The sequence below is a fragment of the Kitasatospora sp. NPDC096128 genome, from assembly GCF_040303105.1.
Taxonomy (GTDB): domain Bacteria; phylum Actinomycetota; class Actinomycetes; order Streptomycetales; family Streptomycetaceae; genus Kitasatospora.
In genome coordinates, this window is the sequence record NZ_JBEOSP010000069.1 from 1 (window position 1) to 21,686 (window position 21,686).

Annotated in this window: 21 protein-coding genes; 6 read left to right on the plus strand and 15 right to left on the minus strand. The window is 73.0% G+C overall.

Annotated elements, in window-relative coordinates:
- Positions 1-97: 97 nt before the first annotated feature.
- Positions 98-1,468: a phenylacetate--CoA ligase family protein gene (locus ABTY61_RS39175; protein WP_350509998.1), complete on the minus strand. Its 1,371-nt coding sequence runs from the start codon at positions 1,466-1,468 to the stop codon at positions 98-100.
- A 70-nt stretch (positions 1,469-1,538) separates the two neighbouring features.
- Here ABTY61_RS39175 and ABTY61_RS39180 point away from each other — a divergent pair, with 70 nt between their 5' ends.
- The 4 genes from ABTY61_RS39180 (at position 1,539) to ABTY61_RS39195 (ending at position 7,047) form a co-directional block, all read left to right on the plus strand.
- On the plus strand, positions 1,539-2,510 hold the full coding sequence (locus ABTY61_RS39180; protein ID WP_350509999.1) for a JmjC domain-containing protein: 972 nt from the start codon (positions 1,539-1,541) through the stop codon (positions 2,508-2,510).
- A gap of 166 nt (positions 2,511-2,676) precedes the next feature.
- Positions 2,677-4,386: a proline--tRNA ligase gene (locus tag ABTY61_RS39185; protein WP_350510000.1), complete on the plus strand. Its 1,710-nt coding sequence runs from the start codon at positions 2,677-2,679 to the stop codon at positions 4,384-4,386.
- Between the two features lie 310 nt (positions 4,387-4,696).
- Positions 4,697-6,133: an MFS transporter gene (locus ABTY61_RS39190; protein WP_350510001.1), complete on the plus strand. Its 1,437-nt coding sequence runs from the start codon at positions 4,697-4,699 to the stop codon at positions 6,131-6,133.
- 53 nt (positions 6,134-6,186) lie between these two features.
- Complete coding sequence (locus tag ABTY61_RS39195) at positions 6,187-7,047, plus strand: helix-turn-helix domain-containing protein (protein WP_350510002.1); 861 nt, start codon at positions 6,187-6,189, stop codon at positions 7,045-7,047.
- Between the two features lie 67 nt (positions 7,048-7,114).
- On the opposite strand, the gene ABTY61_RS39200 is transcribed toward ABTY61_RS39195, so the two are convergent.
- The 10 genes from ABTY61_RS39200 to ABTY61_RS39245 all read right to left on the minus strand — a co-directional run bounded on the left by ABTY61_RS39200 (position 7,115) and on the right by ABTY61_RS39245 (position 15,189).
- A complete protein-coding gene (locus ABTY61_RS39200) occupies positions 7,115-8,107 on the minus strand; it encodes a 3-oxoacyl-ACP synthase III family protein (protein WP_350510003.1) in 993 nt (330 codons plus the stop codon).
- 66 nt (positions 8,108-8,173) lie between these two features.
- Positions 8,174-9,154: an aldo/keto reductase gene (locus ABTY61_RS39205; RefSeq protein ID WP_350510004.1), complete on the minus strand. Its 981-nt coding sequence runs from the start codon at positions 9,152-9,154 to the stop codon at positions 8,174-8,176.
- A 28-nt stretch (positions 9,155-9,182) separates the two neighbouring features.
- Positions 9,183-9,722 (minus strand): carboxymuconolactone decarboxylase family protein, encoded by a 540-nt coding sequence (locus ABTY61_RS39210; RefSeq protein ID WP_350510005.1) that lies wholly within the window; start codon positions 9,720-9,722, stop codon positions 9,183-9,185.
- 79 nt (positions 9,723-9,801) lie between these two features.
- Positions 9,802-11,367: an FAD-dependent monooxygenase gene (locus ABTY61_RS39215; RefSeq protein WP_350510006.1), complete on the minus strand. Its 1,566-nt coding sequence runs from the start codon at positions 11,365-11,367 to the stop codon at positions 9,802-9,804.
- Between the two features lie 3 nt (positions 11,368-11,370).
- The gene (locus ABTY61_RS39220) at positions 11,371-11,664 is read right to left on the minus strand and encodes a putative quinol monooxygenase (RefSeq protein WP_350510007.1); all 294 of its coding nucleotides are present in this window, start codon (positions 11,662-11,664) and stop codon (positions 11,371-11,373) included.
- A 56-nt stretch (positions 11,665-11,720) separates the two neighbouring features.
- Positions 11,721-12,353, minus strand: coding sequence for a histidine phosphatase family protein (locus ABTY61_RS39225; protein WP_350510008.1), 633 nt, complete (start codon positions 12,351-12,353; stop codon positions 11,721-11,723).
- 11 nt (positions 12,354-12,364) lie between these two features.
- Positions 12,365-12,607 carry an acyl carrier protein gene (locus tag ABTY61_RS39230; RefSeq protein WP_350510009.1) on the minus strand — a complete coding sequence of 81 codons (243 nt, stop codon included), beginning with the start codon at positions 12,605-12,607 and terminating at the stop codon, positions 12,365-12,367.
- Positions 12,608-12,689: 82 nt separating this feature from the next.
- Positions 12,690-13,691: a beta-ketoacyl-ACP synthase III gene (locus tag ABTY61_RS39235; protein ID WP_350510010.1), complete on the minus strand. Its 1,002-nt coding sequence runs from the start codon at positions 13,689-13,691 to the stop codon at positions 12,690-12,692.
- Positions 13,688-14,722 carry an AvrD family protein gene (locus tag ABTY61_RS39240; protein ID WP_350510011.1) on the minus strand — a complete coding sequence of 345 codons (1,035 nt, stop codon included), beginning with the start codon at positions 14,720-14,722 and terminating at the stop codon, positions 13,688-13,690. The genes ABTY61_RS39235 and ABTY61_RS39240 overlap by 4 nt, the downstream gene beginning before the upstream one ends.
- Positions 14,722-15,189, minus strand: a complete 468-nt coding sequence (locus tag ABTY61_RS39245) for a PaaI family thioesterase (RefSeq protein ID WP_350510012.1) — start codon at positions 15,187-15,189, stop codon at positions 14,722-14,724. Before ABTY61_RS39245 ends, ABTY61_RS39240 begins: the two co-directional genes overlap by 1 nt.
- A 400-nt stretch (positions 15,190-15,589) precedes the next feature.
- Here ABTY61_RS39245 and ABTY61_RS39250 point away from each other — a divergent pair, with 400 nt between their 5' ends.
- A complete protein-coding gene (locus tag ABTY61_RS39250; RefSeq protein ID WP_350510013.1) occupies positions 15,590-16,567 on the plus strand; it encodes an aldo/keto reductase in 978 nt (325 codons plus the stop codon).
- Between the two features lie 99 nt (positions 16,568-16,666).
- On the opposite strand, the gene ABTY61_RS39255 is transcribed toward ABTY61_RS39250, so the two are convergent.
- The 3 genes from ABTY61_RS39255 to ABTY61_RS39265 all read right to left on the minus strand — a co-directional run bounded on the left by ABTY61_RS39255 (position 16,667) and on the right by ABTY61_RS39265 (position 19,247).
- Complete coding sequence (locus ABTY61_RS39255) at positions 16,667-17,338, minus strand: helix-turn-helix transcriptional regulator (protein WP_350510014.1); 672 nt, start codon at positions 17,336-17,338, stop codon at positions 16,667-16,669.
- A gap of 305 nt (positions 17,339-17,643) precedes the next feature.
- Positions 17,644-18,582 (minus strand): NAD-dependent epimerase/dehydratase family protein, encoded by a 939-nt coding sequence (locus ABTY61_RS39260; protein WP_350510015.1) that lies wholly within the window; start codon positions 18,580-18,582, stop codon positions 17,644-17,646.
- A complete protein-coding gene (locus ABTY61_RS39265; RefSeq protein WP_350510016.1) occupies positions 18,576-19,247 on the minus strand; it encodes a ScbR family autoregulator-binding transcription factor in 672 nt (223 codons plus the stop codon). Before ABTY61_RS39265 ends, ABTY61_RS39260 begins: the two co-directional genes overlap by 7 nt.
- A 92-nt stretch (positions 19,248-19,339) precedes the next feature.
- On the opposite strand from ABTY61_RS39265, the gene ABTY61_RS39270 reads away from it, so the two are divergent.
- Positions 19,340-20,296, plus strand: a complete 957-nt coding sequence (locus ABTY61_RS39270; RefSeq protein WP_350510017.1) for a ScbA/BarX family gamma-butyrolactone biosynthesis protein — start codon at positions 19,340-19,342, stop codon at positions 20,294-20,296.
- 73 nt (positions 20,297-20,369) lie between these two features.
- Here the strand turns inward: ABTY61_RS39270 and ABTY61_RS39275 are convergent, their stop codons facing one another.
- Positions 20,370-21,674, minus strand: coding sequence for an MFS transporter (locus ABTY61_RS39275; protein WP_350510018.1), 1,305 nt, complete (start codon positions 21,672-21,674; stop codon positions 20,370-20,372).
- Between the last annotated feature and the right edge of the window lie 12 nt (positions 21,675-21,686).

Here is a 21,686-nt window from a genome sequence, read left to right on the forward strand (position 1 = left end):
CGGATCGGCCGGCTGTACGAGCTGTACGGGCTGTCCGACCGCGGTCGGGACCATCGGCGTTCCTCCGGAGTCCAGGGGCGCCGGGGCGCCCCTGGGTTCAAGCGCCCCGGACGGTGAACGGGTCGGCCGCGCGCCGGTCCCCGGTCAGCCGGACGTCCAGCTCGCACACGCCGGCCGCGGCCAGCTCGCGCAGCTCGGGCGAACTCCCCAGGACGACCTCCCGCACCCGCGCACGCAACTCCTCGGCCTGGCGCGGGAACAGGTGCGGGGCGAACGCGGTGACGGCCGTCAGCTCCAGCCGGGCCGGCGCTCCGGGCGTCGCCGGGTGGAACTCCGCCTTGGCCCGCGGGGCCGAACCGGGCAGCACGTCGTAGGGGGCGATGGTGGCGTGCATCGGCCCGCGCTGCAGTTCCGGCAGCGACTCCAGCGCCCCGCGCAGGGCGATCGGGCGGAAGACCGGCACCTGGCGGCCGGCGTGCTCGACCAGCGGGATGTGCGCGCGCCGCCCGACCAGCGCGACGGACACCTCGCCGGGCTCGCACGGGCTCTCGAAGACCTCGACCAGGTCACCGGTGTCGTACCGGATGAAGGGCTGGTACTGGGAGAACGGGAACAGCTCGGTGAGCACCAGCCGCCCCACGCCGGAGGTCAGCGACTGCTCGCCGTCCAGCGAGAGCACCTGCGGCACGACATGGACGTCGAAGTGGAAGAGGCCGCAGCGCTCGCAGCGGGTGGCTCCGCCCACCACCTCGGAGAGGCTGTAGCGGTGCACGATCCGCGCGTCGGGGAAGCAGGCGGCCAGGAAGTCGCGGTGCCCGTCGGTCAGGTAGTCGGCCAGCGCGGTGACGGTGCGCGGGCGCAGCTGATCCAGCAGTCCGGCTTCCTGGACCGCGTGCGCCAGCACGACCAGGTCGTCCGGGGTGCCGCTGAGCTGGATCAGCGGGTCGGTGAGGTCCGGGAAGAGCTGGGGGCGGCGCAGCAGGCCGAGCGCCTTGACCAGATCGCGCTCCGACAGCAGGCCGAGCGTGACGCTGCGCTCCACCGCCAGCGCGCCGATCGAGTTGCCGTGATGGCGCTTGGAGATGGTGGACAGGTGCACGATGGGCCGCGCCTCGTCCATCCGCTCGCGGGCCCGGGCGTTGAGGCTCGACAGCAGCGCGCTGAGCTCCTGGACCTCCTCGGCGCTGCGGTAGCGGGTGAACGGATGGCCGGTGGTGCCGCTGCTGTGCATCAGGACGGAGGGCGTGCGGTCCGGGTGCCCGACCACCGCCATGCCGCCGGCCGGCTCGTACTTCCCGACGACGGGCAGCGCGGTCAGGTCGGCCACCGTGCCGACGGCCGTCGCCCCCGGGCGGTCGGCCCACAGTTCGCGGTAGTACGGAATCGCACGGGCGTGCTCGATCGTGCCCGGCACCAGCTTGTTGCGTATGCGGGTCTTGGGGCCCGGCACGGCTTCGGTTATCGACATGCCGCAATGTTGACAGTGCTCATAAAAGGAGTCAATATGAGTCACTATCATCAGTCATAAACTTTCTCGCATGCTGAAGGCCGAAGGCCGGACGCTGATTGGGGGCCCAGTGGCGACCTCGACCCCGAACGGGCTGGCCGAGCTGATCGACGACGCGCAGCCCTTCCTCCGGGACCACTGGCGCCGCCGGCCCGTCGTCCTGCGCTCCGCCGACCTCCCCACCGGATCGCTCACCCTGGACGAGGCGGACGCCGCACTCGGCACGGGCGCACTGCACTCCCCCTACGTGGAGATGGTCCGCACCGACCGGATCATCCCGCGCGAGGCCTACTGCACCAGCCGCACCGTCAACCGGGTCGACCACCCCGGCTACGCCGACGCCGCCCGGATCCGCGCGCTGCTGCACGCCGGCACCACCCTGGTGCTGCGCTGCGTCGAGCAGTGGCACCCCGGTACCGCCGAGTTCACCCGACGGCTGGGCCGGGACCTGGGCCGCAAGGTGGAGGCGTTCTTCTTCGTCACCCCACCCGGCGCCCAGGGCCTGCGCCTGCACCGGGACGACGCGGACGTCTTCGTGGTCCAGCTGAACGGCAGCAAGCAGTGGTACGTCCACCAGGGGCCCGACAGCCCGCAGTGGCGCCCGGGCCCGGCCTCCGACGACGAACCTCCGGTGGTCTCACCGCTGTTGCGGACCGGCGAGGTGCTCTACATCCCGCGCGGCTTCGCGCACTACGCCACCGGCGACAGCGGACTCTCGGTCCACCTGTCGCTCACCGTCCGGGACATCGCCACCGCCGACCTCCAACGGGCTGCCCAGCAGCTGCTGTTCGAGGCCGCACCCGCCAACCGGCGACCGCTGGACGACGACTCCATGCTCGCCGACGCCCGCGCCCTGCTGGAGCAACTCACCAGCCGGCTTCCCGCGTTGACCCCCGAGCAACTGCTCACCGCCGCCCGCGCCGCACAGTGCGCCGAGGCCCTGCCGCAGCTCTCCCCCGGCCTGACCGAGCTCGCCGCCTCCCTCGGAGCGCCCCCGAGCTAGGGCCTGCCCCATGGATCCCCGCCGGGCGGCGGCGCCACCGCGCGCCCGGCCCGCGGTGCCCGACCCGGGCCTCCCAAAACGGGCCGAGTCGGGCACCGCCCCGCCACTGGAATAGAATCACCCCCCGATACCCTGCAGCTTCACCGAGAGGACGGTCTCCGGTCCCATGCGCTGGTCCCAGCTGTACGTTCCCACCCTCCGCGAGGACCCGGCGGATGCGGATGCGGTGAGCCACCGCCTGCTGGTGAGGGGAGGGTTCGTCCGGCAGCTCATGGCCGGCCACTACTCCCTGCTGCCGCTGGCCGTGCGCGTCCGCGCCAAGATCGTGGACATCATCCGCGAGGAGATGACCGCGATCGGCGCCCAGGAGTTCATCCTGCCCGCCATGCACCCGGCGGAGATCTGGCAGCGCAGCGGCCGCTGGGAGGTGATGGGCGAGGAGATGTTCCGACTCAAGGACCGCAAGGGCGCGGACATGGCGCTCGGCATGACCCACGAGGAGATCTTCACCGTCCTGTCCCAGGAGCTGAAGTCGTACCGGGACCTCCCGCAGATCTGGTACCAGTTCCAGACCAAGTTCCGGGACGAGGCCCGCCCCAAGAGCGGCCTGCTGCGGGTGCGCGAGTTCACCATGAAGGACTCGTACAGCTTCGACGTCGAGGCCGACGGCCTCGACCGCTCCTTCGACCTCCACAAGGCCGCCTACGAGCGGATCTTCGCCCGCCTGGGCCTGCCCGCGATCCCGGTGCAGGCGTCCAGCGGCAGCATGGGCGGCAGCGCCTCGGTGGAGTTCATGAGCCCGTCGGAGGCCGGCGAGGACCTGGTGGTCCGCTGCCCCGGCTGCGACTACGCCGCCAACACCGAGAAGGCCACCTCCGTCCTGCCCGCCGTCGCGGACGCCCCCGGCCCGGACGCCCCGGAGCGGTTCGACACCCCCGAGGCCCGCACGATCGAGGAGCTGGCCCGCCGGCACGACGTGCCCGCGGAGCGGCAGGTCAAGACGCTGGTCTACGTGGTCGACGACCAGCTGACCCTCGTCCTGCTCCGCGGCGACCACAGCCTGGTCGAGCAGAAGCTCATCGACACCCTGGCCGCCACCGCCGTCCGCCCGGCGACCGCGGAGGAGATCCAGGCGGCGCTCGGCGCCTCCCCCGGCAGCCTGGGCGCCGTCGGCATCCCCGCCGACCTGCCCGTCCTCGCGGACGAGGCCCTGCGCGGCCGCACCGACATGACCACCGGCGCCAACACCGACGGCGTCCACCTGCGCGGCGTGTCCGTCGAGCGGGACATCGCGGTGGAGCGCTGGGCGGACCTGCGCGAGGTGTCCGCCGGCGAGCCCTGCCCCCAGTGCGGCACCCCGCTGGCGGTCGTGGTCACCATCGAGGTGGGCCACATCTTCAAGCTCGGCCGCAAGTACACCGAGAAGCTCGGCGTCACCGTGCTCGGCCGGGACGGCAAGCAGGCCGTCCCGATCATGGGCAGCTACGGCATCGGCGTGGAGCGGGCACTGGCCTCCATCGTGGAGACCCACCACGACGACAAGGGCATCGTCTGGCCGGTCGCGGTCGCCCCCTTCGAGGTGGCCGTCGTCGTCCTCGGGACGAAGGACCAGCAGGTCAACGAGGCCGCCGAGACGCTCTACCGGCAGTTGCAGGGCGAGCGGGTCGACGTCCTCCTGGACGACCGGGACGAGCGGCCCGGCGTCAAGTTCCGCGACGTCGAGCTGATCGGCGTCCCGTACCGGGTCACGGTCGGCGCCCGCGGGCTGGCCGAGGGCACGGTCGAGGTCACCACCCGGGCCACCGGCGAGACCCAGTCCGTCGCGGTGTCCGAGGTCGTGGAGCACCTCCGCAAGCTGCTGACCGCCGCCGTCTGACACACCGGATCCTCAGCCGGTCGTCCGGCCGAACGCCTCCGCGAGGGGTGCTCGGCCGGACGACACGGCGGATCCCCCGACGCTGCGCGCCTGGGCCACCTGCCGGCCCACGGCGCGCAGCGTCGTTTCCGGGTACCGCCGGAGCCCCGGGAGCGACGGTCGTCGCGGTGCCACGGCCCGCCCCGAGCCCGCCCCCGGGCCCCGCGCGCGGGGTCGCGACGCGGAGCCTGGCACTGCCAGTGGTAGGCAGGGCGAGGGTAGGCACAGCCGGGTTCTGGCTGATCAACCGCGGTCGCACCAGGCTGGAGGCATGACAACCGATACCGCCGCCGTCGCCGCCACGGCCCCGGCCGGCTCCGTGCGCATGACCGGCCGCCAGCTGACCGTCCTGGTGGTCCTGCTCGCCTCCCAGTTCATGATGGCGGCCGACTTCTCGATCCTGAACGTGACGCTGCCCCGGGTCGGGGTGGACCTCGGGTTCACGGCCGGGAACCTGCAGTGGATCACCACGATGTTCGCGCTCTGCGCGGCCGGCTGCACCCTGGTCTTCGGCCGGGTCGGCGACTACCTCGGCCGGCGCCGGATCTTCGTCGCCGGCATGGTGGTGCTCGCGGCCGCCTCGCTGATCGGCGGCATCGCCACCTCCCCGGCGCTGCTGCTGGTGGCCCGCACCCTCCAGGGCCTGGCCACCGCGGCCATCACCCCGGCCGCGATGGCGCTGCTGACCACCTCCTTCACCGACCCCGCGCTGCGCACCAAGGCACTCGGGCTGAACGGCGTCATGATGAGCTCGGGCTTCACGGTCGGCTCGATCCTCGGCGGCGTCCTCACCGAACTGCTCTCCTGGCGCTGGGCGTTCTTCATCAACATCCCGGTCGCCGTGGCCGCCGTGATCGTGGTCCCGATCGTGGTCCAGGAGAGCCGCGCCGAGACCCGCGGCCGGCTGGACCTGCCGGGCGCCCTGCTGATCACCGCCGGCCTGTTCGCCGGCATCTACGGCATCACCCGGGCCGCCGAGTCCGGCCTGGACGCCGTCGCCATCGGCACCCTGCTGGCCGCCGCCGTGCTGCTCGCCGTGTTCTGGGTGGTCGAGGGCCGCACCGAGGGCGCCCTGGTGCCGGTGCGCATCCTGCGCCTGCCGGACATCGCCCTGAGCAACCTCGGCGCGCTGTTCATCTTCGGCGGCGAGACCGCGATGATCTTCTTCACCGGCCTGTACGTGCAGAACGTGCTGGACTACTCCTCGCTGGCCGCCGGACTGGCCCTGCTCGGGGTCGGCGCCGGCCAGATCCTCGGCGGCACCATCGGCCCGAAGATCGTCGGCAAGGTCTCCCCGCGCGTCCTGCTCGGCACCGCGCTCGCGGGCCAGGGCCTGTTCATGCTGCCCATGGTGTGGATGACGGACGAGTCGATCTGGCTCGTCCCCGTGGTCGTCGCGCAGTTCGTCAACGGCGTCTTCTCGATGCTGGCGATGCTCTCCTTCATGGTGATCGCCACCTCGGCCGTCGACTCCTCGATGCAGGGCATGGCCACCGGCATGGCCACCCAGGCGCAGCAGGTCGGCATCGCCGTCGGCATCCCGCTGCTGAGCGCGGTGTTCGCCGCGAGCATCGGCGACGGGGGCGGCGCGGCCGACGAACTGTCGGGCATCCACCTCGCGCTGGCCGTCGACGCCGGCCTGCTCATCGTGGCCGGCCTGCTCCTGTGGGCGGCGCTGCGCCGGCGCACCGCGGTGGCCACCGGCTGATGTGGCCCGAAGACCGTCCGACCCCTGTTCGGCCCCCGTGTGACACTAGGAGCGTGGAAAAACCAGTGAACACCGACCTGGGCAGCTACCTCAAGCGGATGCGTGAGCGGGTCCAACCGGAGGAGATCGGGCTGGCGGTGCGCGGTGCGCGCCGGGTGCCCGGCCTGCGGCGGGAGGAGGTGGCGGCGCTCGCCGGGGTGAGCCCCACGTACTACACCCGGCTGGAGCAGTCCCAGACCGCGCACGCCTCGCCGGCCATCCTGGTCGCGATCGCGCGCGCCCTGGACCTCAGCCCGGACGAGGAGGACTACCTGCTGAAGGTGGGCACCCCGGTGACCGAGCGGGAGCTGCCGGCCCGCCAGGTCGACCAGATCAGCCCGTACACCCGGATGCTGGTCGACTCGCTCGGGAACGCGGCGGTGGCGGTGCTCAACTACCGCTGTGACATCCTCGGTTGGAACTCGCTCTACCACCGGTTGTTCGCACCGCACCTGGACTACGACGCACCGAAGAACGCGACGGTCCGGCCGAACGTCATCCGGCTGAACTTCCTGGACGACAACGTCCGCGGGCTGTACGTGGACTGGCCCCTGGAGGCCCGGTCGAACGTCTCGTACCTCCGGTTCATCGCCGGGAACCACCGGCACGACCCGCAGTTGGCCGAGCTGATCGGCGAACTGAGCATCGGGAGCGAGGAGTTCTCCAAGCTCTGGATCAGCCACCGGGTCGCGAACTGCACCGTCGGGACGAAGACCTTCGACCACCCGAGCGTCGGGGAGTTCGAGTTGATGTACCAGTCGGCCGACCTGGGCGACGGGAACATCCTGAAGTTCTACCACGCCGAGCCGGACAGCCCGCACGACGCGGCGCTGCGCCTGCTCGCGGTGGACCTCGACCCGGCCCGCCGGTTCTGACCGGCCCCGACACGCAGGAGCCGCCCGGCAGCGAGGAGTTCGCTGCCGGGCGGCTTCGGCTGTGACGTCAGACCACCTGGAGCGCCGTCACACCCCAGGTGAACCCGGAGCCCGCGGTGGCGAGCAGCACGAGGTCCCCCGACGCCAGCCGGCCCGCCCGCTCCAGGTCCTCCAGGGCGAGCAGCGGGTCGGCACCGCCGAGGTGGCCCTCGGCCTCGTAGTTGAAGACGCTGCGCTCGTACGGCAGCCCGAGGGTGTCCAGGAGCTTCTCCTGGGTGTTCCGGTTGCCGTGGGTGACCAGCAGGTAGGCCACGTCCTCCAGGCCCCGGCCGACGGCGGTGAGCACCTGCCCGGTCAGGGCGGTGAAGTTGGCGATGAACGCCTCGCCGAGGCCCTCGCCGCCCTCCCGGCGGAAGACCTTGACCTGGTTCTCCCGGACCTCGCCGTAGTAGAGGTCGACGTAGGCCGGGTCGGTGCGGTTGGCCGACGCCAGCACCTCGTAGCGCGGGTTCTCGGCGGAGACCAGGACGGCCGCGGCGCCGTCGGCGAAGTTGAAGAGCTCGACCAACCCGCCCGGGCGGTCGACCAGTTCGCTGAGCCGGTCGGCGACGACGACCAGCGCGTAGCGGCAGGCCCCGGACTTGACCTGCTCGTCGGCGATCCGGATCGCGGTCGGCGCGGCGTTGCAGAAGTTGGACACCTCGTAGCAGTGCGCCCGGAGGATGCCGAGCTCCTGGGCGATCTTCGCGGCCGGCGACCAGAACGGGGTCCCCCACTCGCTGGAGCCCGCGTAGATGACCAGGCCGATGTCATCGGGGGACACGCCGTTGCGGTCGAGGACCTTGGCGGCGGCGTCCCGGCCGAGGCTCCAGGAGCTCTCGCCGGGCCCGAGCGCCGAGAGCCGGCCCGCGGGCAGGATCTCGTTCACCTTCTCCGGGTCGCAGCCGGATTCGCGGGCGAGCTGCTCGGCGGTGACCTTGCCGCTGCCGGTGGTGAGGGCGAAGTCTGTGATGCCCATGGTGGTCTCCGATTCGGTGTCGTGCTGGGCGGGTTCGGGCATGGCGGTGCCCCGGGGCCCGGGCCGTTCGGGGTGCGGCCGGGCCCCGGGGGGGCTCTGGGGAGGCGGTCAGACGTACTCGACGACCGCGTGCGGGACGTACGGGGCTTCCAGCCGGGCGAGTTCGGCGGCGTCGAGCTCGAGGTCGAGCGCGGCGACCGCGTCCGGCAGGTGGTGCGGCGCGGTGGCGCCGATGACCGGGGCGGTGACGGCGGGCTGCCGCAGCAGCCAGGCCAGCGCGATCCGGGCCCGCGGGACCCCGCGTTCGGCGGCGATCTCCGCGACCGCCCGGGCGACGCGCCGGTCGGCCTCCTCGGTCGGCCCGTAGAACCGCCGCTGGATCGGGTCGCCGGCCGTCCGGGCGGACCTCGCATCCCAGTCCCGGGTCAGCAGGCCGCGGGCCAGCGGCGACCACGGGGTGACGCCGACGCCCTCCGCGAGGCAGTACGGGATCATCTCCCGCTCCTCCTCACGGTTGATCAGGTTGTAGTGGTTCTGCATGCTGACGAACCGCGTCCACCCGTGCAGGTCGGCGGTGTACTGCGCCTTGACGAACTGCCAGGTGTGCATGGACGACGCACCGAGGTAGCGGACCTTGCCCGCGGTGACGGCGTCGTGCAGGGCCGCCATGGTCTCCTCGATCGGCGTCCCGTAGTCCCAGCGGTGGATGATGTACAGGTCGATGTAGTCGGTGCCGAGCCGGCGCAGGCTCGCCTCCAGCTCGCGCATCACGGCGCCGCGGGACAGGCCGCCGGACAGCGGCCCCGGCCCCATCGCCTCGTACACCTTGGTGGCGATGACCACGTCCTCGCGCCGGGCCAGCTTCTTCAGGGCCCGTCCCAGGTACTCCTCGCTGGTGCCCAGCGAGTAGATGTTGGCCGTGTCGAAGAAGTTGACGCCGAGGTCGAGGGCCTGGGCGATGAACGGCAGGCTCTCCTCCTCCGGCAGCGACCAGGGGTGGGTGCCCCGGCCGGGCTCGCCGTAGCTCATGCATCCGAGCGCCAACCGGGACACCTTGAGGCCGGACGAGCCCAGCCGTGCGTACTTCACGTCGGTTCCCCTCGGTCGATGCGGCCGGTCATTCGACCTCGGTCAGCCGGCCCCAGGAGGCGATGTCCTGGTCGAGCGGGATCTCCAGGCTGGCCAGGAACATCGCGGTCATCGCGCTGTGGCCGGCCAGGTGGGTCACCTCGGCGACCTCGTTCTGCGAGTAGTGCTCGCGCAGGCCCCAGAACGCGTCGTGGCCGGCCTTGTGCTCCAGCATGCAGTCGTCGACGTAGCGGACCAGGGCGGCGCGGGACGGCGGCATCTCCTCGAACCGGCCCTCCTCGATGGCCTCGATCTCGGCGTCGGTGAGACCGGCCTTGACGGCCAGGGGGTAGTGCAGCAGGCGCTCGAACTCGCTGTCGCGCAGCTTCGCCACCCGCAGCACGATGACCTCGCGGTCCAGCAGGCTCAGCAGGCCGACGGTGAACGAGCCGCCCAGGGCGAGGTGCGGGCCGGCGGAGCCCTTGGTGAGCAGCAGGGCCCGGGTCAGGTTGGACTGGAACTTCTCGTACACCTCGCGCTGCGCGGGGGTCATGTCGGCGACGTCGGTGAGGGTCACGCGATCGGTCATCTCGGTTCTCTTCTCTAGGGGTTGTTCGGTCGGTTCGGAAGGTTCGGAAGGTTCGGACCGTGCAGGCGGTTCAGGCGGTTCAGGCGGTGGCCAACTCCCGGGCCCGGCTCGGCTCGTGGCGTTCGTCCAGCGCCCGCTCGACGGCCCGGACGGCGGCCTCGGGCTCGCGGTCGTCGAGCTCGACGACGGTGTCCAGGTGGCCGTCGGGGCGGACCACCAGGGCGCACGCCGCCGCGCCCAGCTTGGCCGGCAGCGGGCCCGGCGGGCGGCCGCCGAGGTCGGTGACCCGGGCACGCCCGACGGCCTCGCCCAGCCGCCCGACCAGCCGGACCCACCGCTCGTACCGGTACTCCAGGCCGGGCCAGAGCAGGACGGTGTAGCGGTCGACGGCGAGCACCGGCGCGGCGGCGGAGGCCCGCCAGCCGAGCGGCAGCCGCTCGCCCGGGACGAGGCCGCGTCGCTTGGGTCGCGGGCCGTAGTGGGTGTCGATCTGGGCGAGCTTCGGTGCCAGGACGCGTTCCAGCAGGTTGGTGGCCGAGCCGAACCGGTAGGCGAGGTCCCGGCCGATGACCTGGTGCGGCTTGCTGTACAGGCCGATCCGGGCCAGCCGGGTGGAGAGCCCGGCCACGGCCTCGACGGCGGGTCGGCGCTCCTGGTCGTAGCTGGCCAGCAGTCCGGGCCGGTAGTCGCCGCGCAGCACGCCCGCGAGCTTCCAGCCGAGGTTGACGGCGTCCTGGATGCCGGTGTTGACGCCCTGCGCGCCGGAGGGGCTCATGGCGTGGGCGGCGTCCCCGACCAGGAAGACCCGGCCGCGCTGGTAGGTTCCGGCCGACCGGACGTGCGCGGTGAACACCCCGCTGAACTTCATCTCCCCGAGCCGCCGTTCACCGGGGACCCGCTCGGACAGCAGCCGTTCGAAGAACGCCCGGTCCGGTTCCCCCTGGTAGCCGTCCGGCACGCTGGCGCCCACCCGGAAGATCCCGCCGCCGAGCGGGGCGAGCACCATGTTGCCGGTGCGGGTGAGGTAGTAGGCGGCCTCGCTGCTGGTGGTCTCGCCGACCAGCTCGGCGTCGGTGATGGCGAGCCGGGTGCGCAGCGTGCGGCCGGCGAACTCGAAGCCGAACGCCGGTCGGACGGTGCTGTTGTAGCCGTCCGCCCCGACCACGTAGTCGTATGTGTGGGCGCTCGACGTGCCGTCGGGAGCGCGCAGGACACAGCGGACGGCGTCGGCGGTCTGGGTGCCCTCGACGAAGGCGTGGTCGTAGCGGATCGTGCCGCCGAGGGATTCGAGGTGCTCCTCCAGCACGGCCTCGGTGCGCCACTGCGGGATGGTGATGGCGAACGGGTAGCCGACGCCGCGCAACCGGTCGAAGCGGACCAGCCCGACCATCTTCTTCTCGGAGTAGTAGTTCATCTGGTCGAAGTAGTGGCCGGCCGCGACCAGCTTCTCCCCCACGCCGACCCGGTCGAGCAGCTCCAGGATCCTCGGCCACAGGATGGTGGCGCGCGAATGCGGGCTCTCCCGGCGGGCGTTGGAGATCACCTCGACCTCGACGCCCTGGCGCAGCAGCTCGCAGGCGAGCACCATGCCGACCGGCCCAGCGCCCACCACGAGGACGCGCGGACGTCCGTGCTCCTCGGCCATCGCTCAGCCGCCGATCTCGACCAGACGGTGCACCCGGGCCGGGTCGGTGAAGGCCCCGTCGACCTTGCCGAGGAAGGCCCGGGTGTACTCCTCCTTCATGTGCAGGTCGATGGCCGCCTGGTCGGCCCACTCCTCGACCAGGACGACCGTGTGTTCCTCCTCCTGCGAGCGGAACACGTCGAAGCGCAGGGCGCCCTCCTCCCGGCGGGTGTGCTCGGCCAGCTCCTGGAAGGCGGCCAGGGTCGGCTCCAGCCGCTCGGGGACGAGGCCGAAGGTGACGACGATCTGGATGGTCATGCCGGGGGTCCTCATTCGTGTGTCGGGTGTGGTCCGTGGTGGTTCTTCGGTCCGGGTCAGCGGCGGGGCTGCGACAGCGCCCCGTCCTCGCACTCGTGCGGGGCGACGTCCCACCGCCAGCCGTCGATCCGCAGTCCGCCCTCCGGGGTGGGGACGGCGTCCAGTTCGACGGCGCGGCAGTTGCCCACCATCGCGCCGCGCGGGCAGCCGGGCAGGTCCCCGCGCAACAGGTTCAGGACGCCGCCGTGGGTGACCACCAGGACGGGTCCGTCGTGGTCGGCCGCCGCGAGCCGCCGCAGCGCGGCGACGAAGCGGCTGCGGGCCCGGGCCCCGGTCTCACCGCCGGGTGGGCGGTAGCGGGGGTCGGTGAGCAGCCTGTGCATGGACTCCGGGTGCTCGGCGGCGTAGCGGGCGCGGTCGAGGCCGTCGATCGTGCCCAGGTTCCGTTCGCGCAGTCCGTCGAGGACGGTCAGCGGGAGGCCGAGCCGTTCGGCGGCGGGCCGGGCGGTGTCCGCGGCCCGCGCGAGCGGGGAAGCGTGTACGGCGGCCCAGCGCCCCGGGGTGAGCCGTCCGGCCGTCTCCCGGGCCTGGCGCCGGCCTTCGGCGTTGAGCGGGGTGTCGGCCTGGGCCTGGAAGCGGTTGCGGGTGTTGAGGTCGGTCTCACCGTGGCGGAGCAGGACGAGGCGCACGGCGGTCGGCCTCAGGCCGCGGCGCCGAGCGAGCTGATCGTCTCGGCGGCCTCGCCGACGGTCTGATCGGCCGCCAGGACGCCCTCCTGGATGACGATGCCGAGGCGCTTCTCCAGGATCAGCGACATCTCCAGCAGGGTGAGCGAGTCGACGGCGAGCTCGTCGAAGGCGACCTCGGGGGTGACCTCCTCGGCGGGCACCTGGTACTTGGTGGTCAGGATCTCGATGATCATCTCGGTGACGGTCCCGGTCATTGGTGGTCTCCTCGTGCGTCGGGGCGGTGGCTGTGGCTGTGGCTGTGGCTGGACGGACGGACGGACGGCGGTCGGGCCGTGCTCAGCCCGGGGTGACGTCGGGCCAGATGAGGGTCGCGGACCCCCAGGTGGCGCCGCCGCCGAAGGCGGTCAGCAGGACCTTGTCGCCGGAGGTGAGCCGGCCGTCGGCGGCGCCGTCGGCGAGGGCGAGCGGGATCGAGGCGGCGGAGGTGTTGCCGACCCGGTCGATGTTGAGGACGGCCCGGTCGGCGGGGATGCCGAGCTGGTCGGCGACGGCGTGGACGATCCGGACGTTGGCCTGGTGGGCGACGATCCGGTCGACGTCGGCGACCTGCCAGCCGGTCCGTTCGAGGACGGCCTGCGAGGACTCGGTCATCCGGCGCACCGCGGTGAAGAACACCGACTTGCCGTCCATCCGGAAGTAGGCGTCCTCCGGGCGGGCGGGCCGCTCGCCGGTGCGCTCCTCGGTGCCGCCGCCGCGGACGGTGATCAGGTCGGCCAGGCTGCCGTCGCTGCCGAGCCGGATCTGCCGGACCGCGCCCGGCTCCTCCGGCCGCCCGGCGCGCAGCACCACGGCACCGGCGCCGTCGCCGAAGATGGCCCGGGTGGACCGGTCCGCCGGGTCGAGGATGGTGCTGAAGGCCTCGGCGCCGATGACCAGCACGCTGTCGGCGTGCCCGGCCACGACGGCGGCCGCACCGGTCTGGAGGGCGTAGAGGAAGCCGGAGCAGACGGCGGCGACGTCGAAGGCCGGCACGCCGACCAGGCCGATCCGGGTGGCGACCGAGGGCGCGGTGGCGGGGCAGAGCCGGTCCGGGGTCGTGGTGGCGAGCACCACCAGGTCGACGGTGGTCGCTCCGGCGCTCTTGAGGGCGCGCTGTCCGGCCTCGACGGCGAGGTCGCCGGTGGTCATGCCGGGGTCGACGACGTGGCGCTGGGCGATGCCGGTCCTGGTCCGGATCCACTCGTCCGAGGTGTCCAGGAGCCGCGCGAGTTCGTCGTTGGTGACCACCCGCGGGGGCACCGTGGCGCCGACGCCGGCCAGGACGGCCGCGCGGGTCATCGCGCCACCGCCGCGGGGGCGGTCAGCGGGTGGCCGGCGGGCAGCCGGTGGGTGACGGCGGAGCGCACGTCGAGACCGGCCAGGTCGGCGACGACGTTCATGGTGCGCCAGGTGTCGCCGTTCAGCCGCAGCAGGTCGAGCTCGGTGAGGGCGGTGCCGACGGGGACCGTGCCGTCGTACGGACGCTGCGGGCCGGCCGCGGTCAGCACGGTCTGGCGCATCCAGAGGGTGTCGCTGTCCTGGCGGCGGACGCCGTCCATCTCGTAGAGCATCACCTGGGCCAGCTGGAGCGCGGTCACGAAGGCGTCGACCATGGTGACCGACGGGCCGTAGGCGGACTCCAGGCCGCGCGGGGCGGGGCTCGCCTGGCCCTCCTGCTCGATGCCGAGCCGGGCGGTGGCGCGCAGCGCCTCCTGGTCCACCGCGACGTCGCGGATCAGCTGACGGCGGGTGGTGAACCCGTGGTCGTAGTACCGGTCGGCGGCGGGCCCGAGGGCCTCGGCCGGGCTCGCGTACTGCCACTGGCCCTGGCGCGGACTGCCGCTCGGGTGGACGAGTTCGCAGCGGACCCGCATGGTGCCGATGCCGCAGTCGATCACCGAGACCGACCAGCCGGGGGCCCCGTCGAACGCCTCGACCCGGCGGCGGGTGGCGACCGCCTCCAGCTGGTCGAGGTCCTCCTGCGGGCGGCTGCCCGCGGTGATCCGGACCTGGCGCAGCCAGGCCTCGCGCAGGTCGTCGGTGCGCCGGTCGGTCAGGCAGAGCTCGGCGAGCTGGGCGGCGAGCACCAGCCCGTCGACGGTGCTGAAGTGGGGCCGGAGGTCGCCGACGGCCTTGCGCGACCAGTCGGCCGGGTAGCGGACCCGGACGAGCGCCCGGGCGCCGGCCACGCCGTCCGCGGTGCGGGCGACCCGGATCCGGCTCAGGTCGTACTGGACCCGCCGGAAGCCGCGGCCGAAGAAGCGGCGGTCGCCGGGGCCGAGGTAGTCGTCGACCGAGGCCAGGAGGGTGTGCGCGGCCTGGGTGGTCATCAGTGCTCCGTCCGTCGGGGGGTGTCCTGGGGGCGGCCGGCCCGGCGCCGGGTGGCGCCGCGTCGGATGACGCAGGTGAGCAGCGCGGTACAGGTCCGCTGCCCGGAGTCGTCGGTGATGGCGATCTGGTAGGAGGCCACCGACTCCCGTTCGTACAGCGGCCGGCACTCGCCGGTCAGGGTGCCGGAGGTGACCCAGCGGTGGTGGGTGCAGGAGAGGTCGAGGCCGACCGCGTTTCCGTCCGGTCCGGCGTGCACCAGCGCCGCCAGCGAGCCGAGGGTCTCGGCGAACACCGCGTTGGCGCCGCCGTGCAGGATCCCGGCGGGCTGGCGGTTGCCGGCGACCGGCATGGTGCCGGTCACCAGGCCGGGTTCACAGGTGTGGATCTCGATTCCCATTCGCTGGGCGAGCTGTTCCAGTTCGTAATCGGGATCGACGGGAACTGGCCCGAGCGTCATGCGGGACATCACGGCATCCTTTCGCCCGCGGGCACGGGCACAGGAATGGCAGAATCGGACTGCCCGACTGGTTCGAGGGATTCTGGGGAATTCGGCGACGCTGCCTGGTCGGCGCGGTTCGACATGGGCGGCACTGCCCGCGAATACGACCGCCGTACCGGCACTGCGGAATTGAACGACTCCGAGTCAACACGCTCGACGGAGATCGAACAAGCGCGTGGCCGATTGCTGCCAACCCCCGCTCCGGGCCTGCCCCGAGGGATCTGAGCTGCGTGCACATGCCGCACCCGGGTTGTTTGATGCCGGACTGTCGGCTGTGGTTGTCTGTCGGTGCGTCAAAACCGGGCGGGCACCGTCGAAACGCCTGCCCCCACTGCCATCGATTGACGAAGGGCTGGTCCTCCCCGCCATGCAACACATTTCTCTGGGCGCGCTCGAGGTGTCCCGCATCGGGCTCGGCACGATGTCGATGTCGGACTACTACACCGGTGCGGGCAGCGATGACGCGGAATCGGTGCGGACGATCCGACGCGCCCTCGACCTCGGGGTGAATTTCCTGGACACCGCGGAGATCTACGGCCCCTTCGTCAACGAGGAGCTGGTCGGCCGGGCGATCGCGGGGCGGCGGGACGACGTGGTGCTGGCCACCAAGTTCGGCCTGGTCGCGCACGGCGGGGCCGGCCCGAACACCCTCGACAGCTCCCCCGCGAACGTCCGCGCCGCGGTGGAGGGTTCACTGCGGCGCCTGGGCACCGACCGGATCGACCTCTACTACCAGCACCGGGTCGACCCGGGCACGCCGATCGAGGAGACCGTCGGCGCGCTGGCCGAGCTGGTCCGCGAGGGCAAGGTGCGGTACATCGGCCTGTCCGAGGCCGGCCCGGAGACCGTCCGGCGCGCCCACGCGGTGCACCCGGTCACGGCGGTGCAGACCGAGTACTCGCTGTGGACCAGGGACCCGGAGGCGGAACTGCTGCCGCTGCTGCGCGAGATCGGCGCCGGACTGGTGGCGTACTCGCCGCTCGGCCGCGGCTTCCTCACCGGGGCGATCCGCTCGACCGACCAACTCGACGCCGACGACTTCCGGTTGACGACCCCGCGGTTCGCCGGGGAGAACTTCGGGGCCAACCTGCGGATCGTCGACGAGGTGCAGCAGGTGGCCGCCGAGGTCGGGGCGACGGCGGCCCAGGTGGCGCTGGCCTGGCTGCTGGCGCAGGGCCAGGACATCGCACCGATCCCCGGGACCAGGCGCAGCGCCCGGGTCGAGGAGAACGCGGCGGCGGCCGCCGTCGTGCTCACCCCGGCCCAGCGGGCCCGGCTCGACACGCTGCGGCCGGCCGCGGGAGCGCGCTACGCCGAGCAGGACCTCGCGCGCACCGGCCTCTGAGGCCCCGGCCGGGGCGGGTGCGGGACTCCGCCCCGGCCTACCCCACCCGCCCACCGGCCCGTCCATCCGCCCGTCCGTCCGCCCCGAGTCGGCGACCCGTCAGACCCACTTGCGCCGGGCGGCTTCGGCGCCGGCCTGGAAACGGCTGCGGGCGCCGAGCCTGGTCATCAGGTCGGCGATGGTCCGCCTGTTGGTGCGCACCGAGAGCCCGGTGCGCGCGGCGATGGCGGCGTCGGTCAGTCCCTCGGTCAGCAGTCGCAGCACCTCGCGCTCCCGGCGGTCCGGCCGCCGGCCCGCCTCCGGCTCGGCGGAGTCGCCCAACTCGGTCCCCTGGTCCCAGAGTTGTTCGAAGAGGAGGCGGCAGGCGATCACCGGGGCCACCCCGCTGAGCAGGACCCAGCCGGGCTGCTCGACGGCCGGGTCGGTCGGGATGATCGCCGTGTCCCGGTCCGCGACCGCCATCCACAGCGGCGGCTGCGGCACGGCCAGGAGTTCCACCCCCAGGGCCGCCATCCGGCCGACGCTGCCGCCGCAGCCGGCGGCGCCCAGGTCCTCCGGGCCGAGCGCGCGGATCCGCACCCCGCGGCCGACCAGCTCGGTGCCCAGGAGTTCCAGACGGGCGCGGAGCCTCGGGTCGAGCGGCACGCTCGGCAGCACCAGCAGGATCTCGCGAACGGCCCGTCTGGCCAGCACGCCGAGCCCGTCGAACAGGCCGATCGGACTGCCGAGCCCCTGTACGGGCCCGCCCGCGACCGAGGTCCGTGAGGACACGCCCTGACCGCCCCGCGCCGGACCCCTCCGGCCGTCCACGGCCGCGGTGTTCAGGCCGCCGGCCGGGTCGCGCCGACCGGTCCCGGGAACTCGATCGACAGGCCCAGCCAGTACCTGGACCTCAGACGTACCCATTGCTCCCCCTTCACGTGCGAGTGGCCGAGTCGGGCGAACACCTGACGTCCCGGCACCCCGGGAGTCACGTCTCCCCCCACCCGCCACCCGGGCCGACTCCGCGAGCGAGAATACAGAACGTTCTCATTGTTTTTATGTGACGCAGGGCACAATGTGCCCAGGGGGAACGATCACTTCAGCCCCCGCCCCAACACCGCCCGGTACCACGGGGCCGCGCCCGCCAGCCGGGCCAACGGCCCCGGTCCGGCGGGGTGGTCGGCCAGCCGCCAGATCTCCTCGCTGCGGTACCAGTGATCCCTTGCCACCAAGGCGAACTGACGCTCGGACACCCGGCCGGGATTCTCCGCGAGCAGGCGCAGACAGTCGGCCCACGGAAGGTCCGGCCCGGCCGGCGCGGCGAGGATTCCGTGCCCGGCCAGCGCGGCCAGCAGGTCCCCGGTGCGCACCGGTTCGGGATGGCTGGCGTGGTGGACGCCGGCGGGGACGACGCGCTCCCCCGTCGCAAGGGCGCCGATCAGCCCGGCCAGGTCGTCCCGGTCCACCATGGACAGCTTCGCCGCCCCGCCGTCCCACAACACCGGGACCCGGCGGACCAGTTCGTCCAACGCGGGCACCACCCACCGGTCACCGACCCCGGTCACCAGCCCGGGCCGCAGCACCACGGCCCCCGCGTCCAGGGCGAAGCGCTCCCCGAGCAGCCTGGTCCGACTGGCCTCCGACACCGGCACGGCCGGCACCCCGCCCACCTCGATGCCCGCGTGCGGGCCCTCCCCGTACACGGCGGCGGTGGACAGGTGGACGACCCGGCCGACACCGGCCCGGACGGCCTCGGCCAACAGGGCCTCGGTCCCGCGGACGTTGACCGCCTCGCACTCCTCGGCGCCGCCGCCGACCCGGGAGGCGAGGTGCACCAGCACCTCGGCGCCCTCGCACAGCCGGGCCAGCGCCGCCCGGTCCGCGAGGTCCCCGCGCACCCATGCCACCCGCCCGTCGCCCTCCGGCGTCCGGCGGGTCAGCGCCCGCACCCGCGCACCGCCGTCGACGAGGGCCCGCAGCACGGCGGAGCCGATGAACCCCGTCCCCCCGGTGAGCGCGACCCGGGTCAGCACAGCCGCCCCCGGCTCCGCGCGGCGTCCAGTTCGAGCCGCTCGCGCACCACCGGCTCGGCGACGCCGGGCAGCAGGCAGCGCCAGAGGTTGGCGATCCGCTCCGGCAGGTCCACCCGGCCGCTCGCGATCTGCGACATCACCTGGGAGCCGGTGAACCCGGCCACCAGGACGGCGGCGAAGACGTCCTCCTCCGCCTCGGGCAGCAGCTCGCCCGCCGTCCGGGCGGCGCCCAGCTCGGCCCGGAAGCGGTCGATCCACTCCTGGTAGGCGGAGTACTCGGAGAGCCCGGACTCGCCCTGTTCGACCGCCAACCGCACGCCGGCCCGGAACACCACGTTCCGTTGGAGTTCGTGGGCGAGGTAGAAGGTCAGGTCGATCAGCTGCTGGAGACCTCCGGGCTTCTGCGGCAGCCCCTGCAGACGGGCCGCCTGGTGCATGATCACCGCCCGCGCCAGCCCCTCCTTGGACTTGAAGTGGAAGTAGATCGCACCCTGAGTGGTCGCCGCGCGCTCCGTGATCCTGGTGATCGACCCACCGACGAAGCCGGATTCGTCGAACACTTCCGCGGCCGCCTCAAGAATGACCTCCCGGGTGCGAACCGCACGCTGCTGTCTACCCGCCACTGACGCCTCACCAGTCCACTTCGAAAAGAAACACCCGACCATCGGGTCGTACCCGTATTCGATATATATTCGGGGTCGTCCACAGTTCCGAACATCCGACTGGCAGAGCAGCGGAAGAAGGAAAGTGCACCACTATGTCCGATATTGAGATCCTCTCGGAGTCGACCGCCAGGCACACCATCACCCGAGAGCTCGTCCACAAGTCAGACCCGGACGAGGTCCTCCTCACGACATGGCGCCGGACCGGACCCGATTCCTTCTCGGTGACCGCACGGTGGCCCGCCGATCGGCCATTCTACCGATCGGCCGACGGCGGCTTCGAGCCCCTGCTCGCGACCGAGACGGTCCGTCAACTCTTCCCGCTGATCTCACATGTGGGATATGACACGTCCTTCGACCACCATCTGGTCTGGGAACACCACTGGTACACCCTGGATCCGGCAGTGCTGCGGACGGACGGCCGACCGGCCGTGCTGGAACTGGAGGTGGCCTGTTCCGAGCTCCTCCGCCGGAGAACCGGACCGGCCGGAATGACGCTGGACGTCCACATCCTGCGGGACGGAATCCGACTCGCCTCGGCCCGTTCCCGGTTCACCGTCCAGGCGCCCGCCGTCTATCGGCGACTGCGCGGGGCCGACACCGATCGTGAACGTGCCATGGCGGCCGCGCCACCGGCCCCCGAGGGAATTCCCGCCATCCGCACCGGACGCCCCGACCAGGCCGATGTGCTGCTTTCCGAAACCCCTCCCGGAGAATTCCCGGAGGAAACAAGCGACGGGATATCCGAATCCTCCGGACCGGACGCCCGGGACTGGTGGCTCCGGGTGGACACCGCCCACCGGCAGTACTTCGACCACCCGGTCGACCACGTCCCCGGCATGCTGCTGCTGGAAGCCGCCCGGCAGGCCGCCCAGGCCGTCCGGCACCCGGCGCCGGCCCTGCCGGTGACCATGTCCGCCGCCTTCCAGCGCTACGTGGACCTCGACGCCCCGTGCCGGATCACCGCCTGGGCCGAGTCGCCCGCCCTGGTCCGGGTCGCCGCCGCACAGCGCGGCCGGCTCTGCTTCACCGCGGACGTGGGCACGGCCTGAGACCGGCGCGGCGGTCCGGGGCTCCCGCCCCGGACCGCCGCCCCCTCACCCCCTCCGCTCACCCGCCCTCCGCTCAGCCGACGGGCACCGCCGCGACCGGCGCGGCCGCCGGGGTCGCCGGGGTCGCCGCCAGTGCCACGAGCCGGCGCAGGCTGGCACGGCGCTGGAGGGCGGCCAGGCCGGTGGAGGCGGCGCCGAGGGCCAGCCAGCCGACCGGGCCGGCGGCCATCACCACGCCGGTCAGCAGCATCGGACCGACCGACTTCTGGACCGACTGGGACATGCCCGCCACACCCAGGTAGGAGGCCCGGGCGCGCGGCGGCGCCAGGGCGACGGCGAGTTCCCAGGAGCTCACCGAGCGCATCAGCTCGGCGAGCGTGACCAGCGCGGCCGCCGCCAGCAGGGCGAGCGAGGCGGTCAGCGGGCCGCCGCCGGTGGAGAGCGCGATCAGCAGGCAGCCGGCCAGCAGGCTGACCCCGTACCAGCCGACCGCCCTGGTCGCCCCGCCGGGGCGCTCGGCCCAGCCGGAGACCCGCAGTTGGAGCACCACCACCAGCACGGTGTTGAGGGTGAGGAAGGCCGGTACGACGGCGTGCGGCGCGGCGGTGTGGTGGATGAGCCAGAGCGGCAGGCCGACGTTGAGGACGGAGTCGTCCAGGCACATCGGCAGGTCCAGCAGCACGAACAGCAGGTAGCCGCGGTCGCGCCAGGGGCTCGACACGGCGCCGGGGGCCTCCTTCGCCTCCACCGGCTCAGCCGAGGGCGCCGCGACCAGACCGCGCCCGGCCGGCTCCGCGGTGCGCCGGATCAGGACGGCGGCCAGCACGTAGGAGAGCGCGTTGGCCACGATCAGCGCCCGGTACGCGGTCGTGGTGCCCACCGCCAGGCCGATCGCCGCGAAGCCCGTCCCGACCGCGGTCCCGCCGTTGGCCACACTGCGGAACAGCGCCTGGTAGGTGGCCCGCCGCTCGCCCGCGACCCGGGTGGCGAAGAGCATCTCCAGGGTCTTGGCGCCGCGTTCGGCCAGGCAGGTCAGGGCCACCGCGGCCAGCAGCGCGGTGAAGTCCTGGACCACCAGCAGCAGGGCCATGGTGGCCACCCGCAGCAGGTGGCAGCCGATCAGCAGGCCGCGCACCGAGAACCGTTCGGCGGCCCGGCCGGCCAGCGGCGAGCCGACGATCCCGGCCGCCGCGCCCACCCCGAGCAGCAGTCCGAGCCGCCCGGCGTCCATGCCGCACACATAGGTGAAGTACAGGACGGAGGCGGCCGCCCACACCCCGGTGCCGGTCCGGTCGACCCCCTGGGCGAACAGCATGATCCGCGCGTCCCGCCCGCCCGGCGGCCGCCGCAGCTGCGCCCACAGTCCGTTCCCCCGCATGAATGGCCCTCG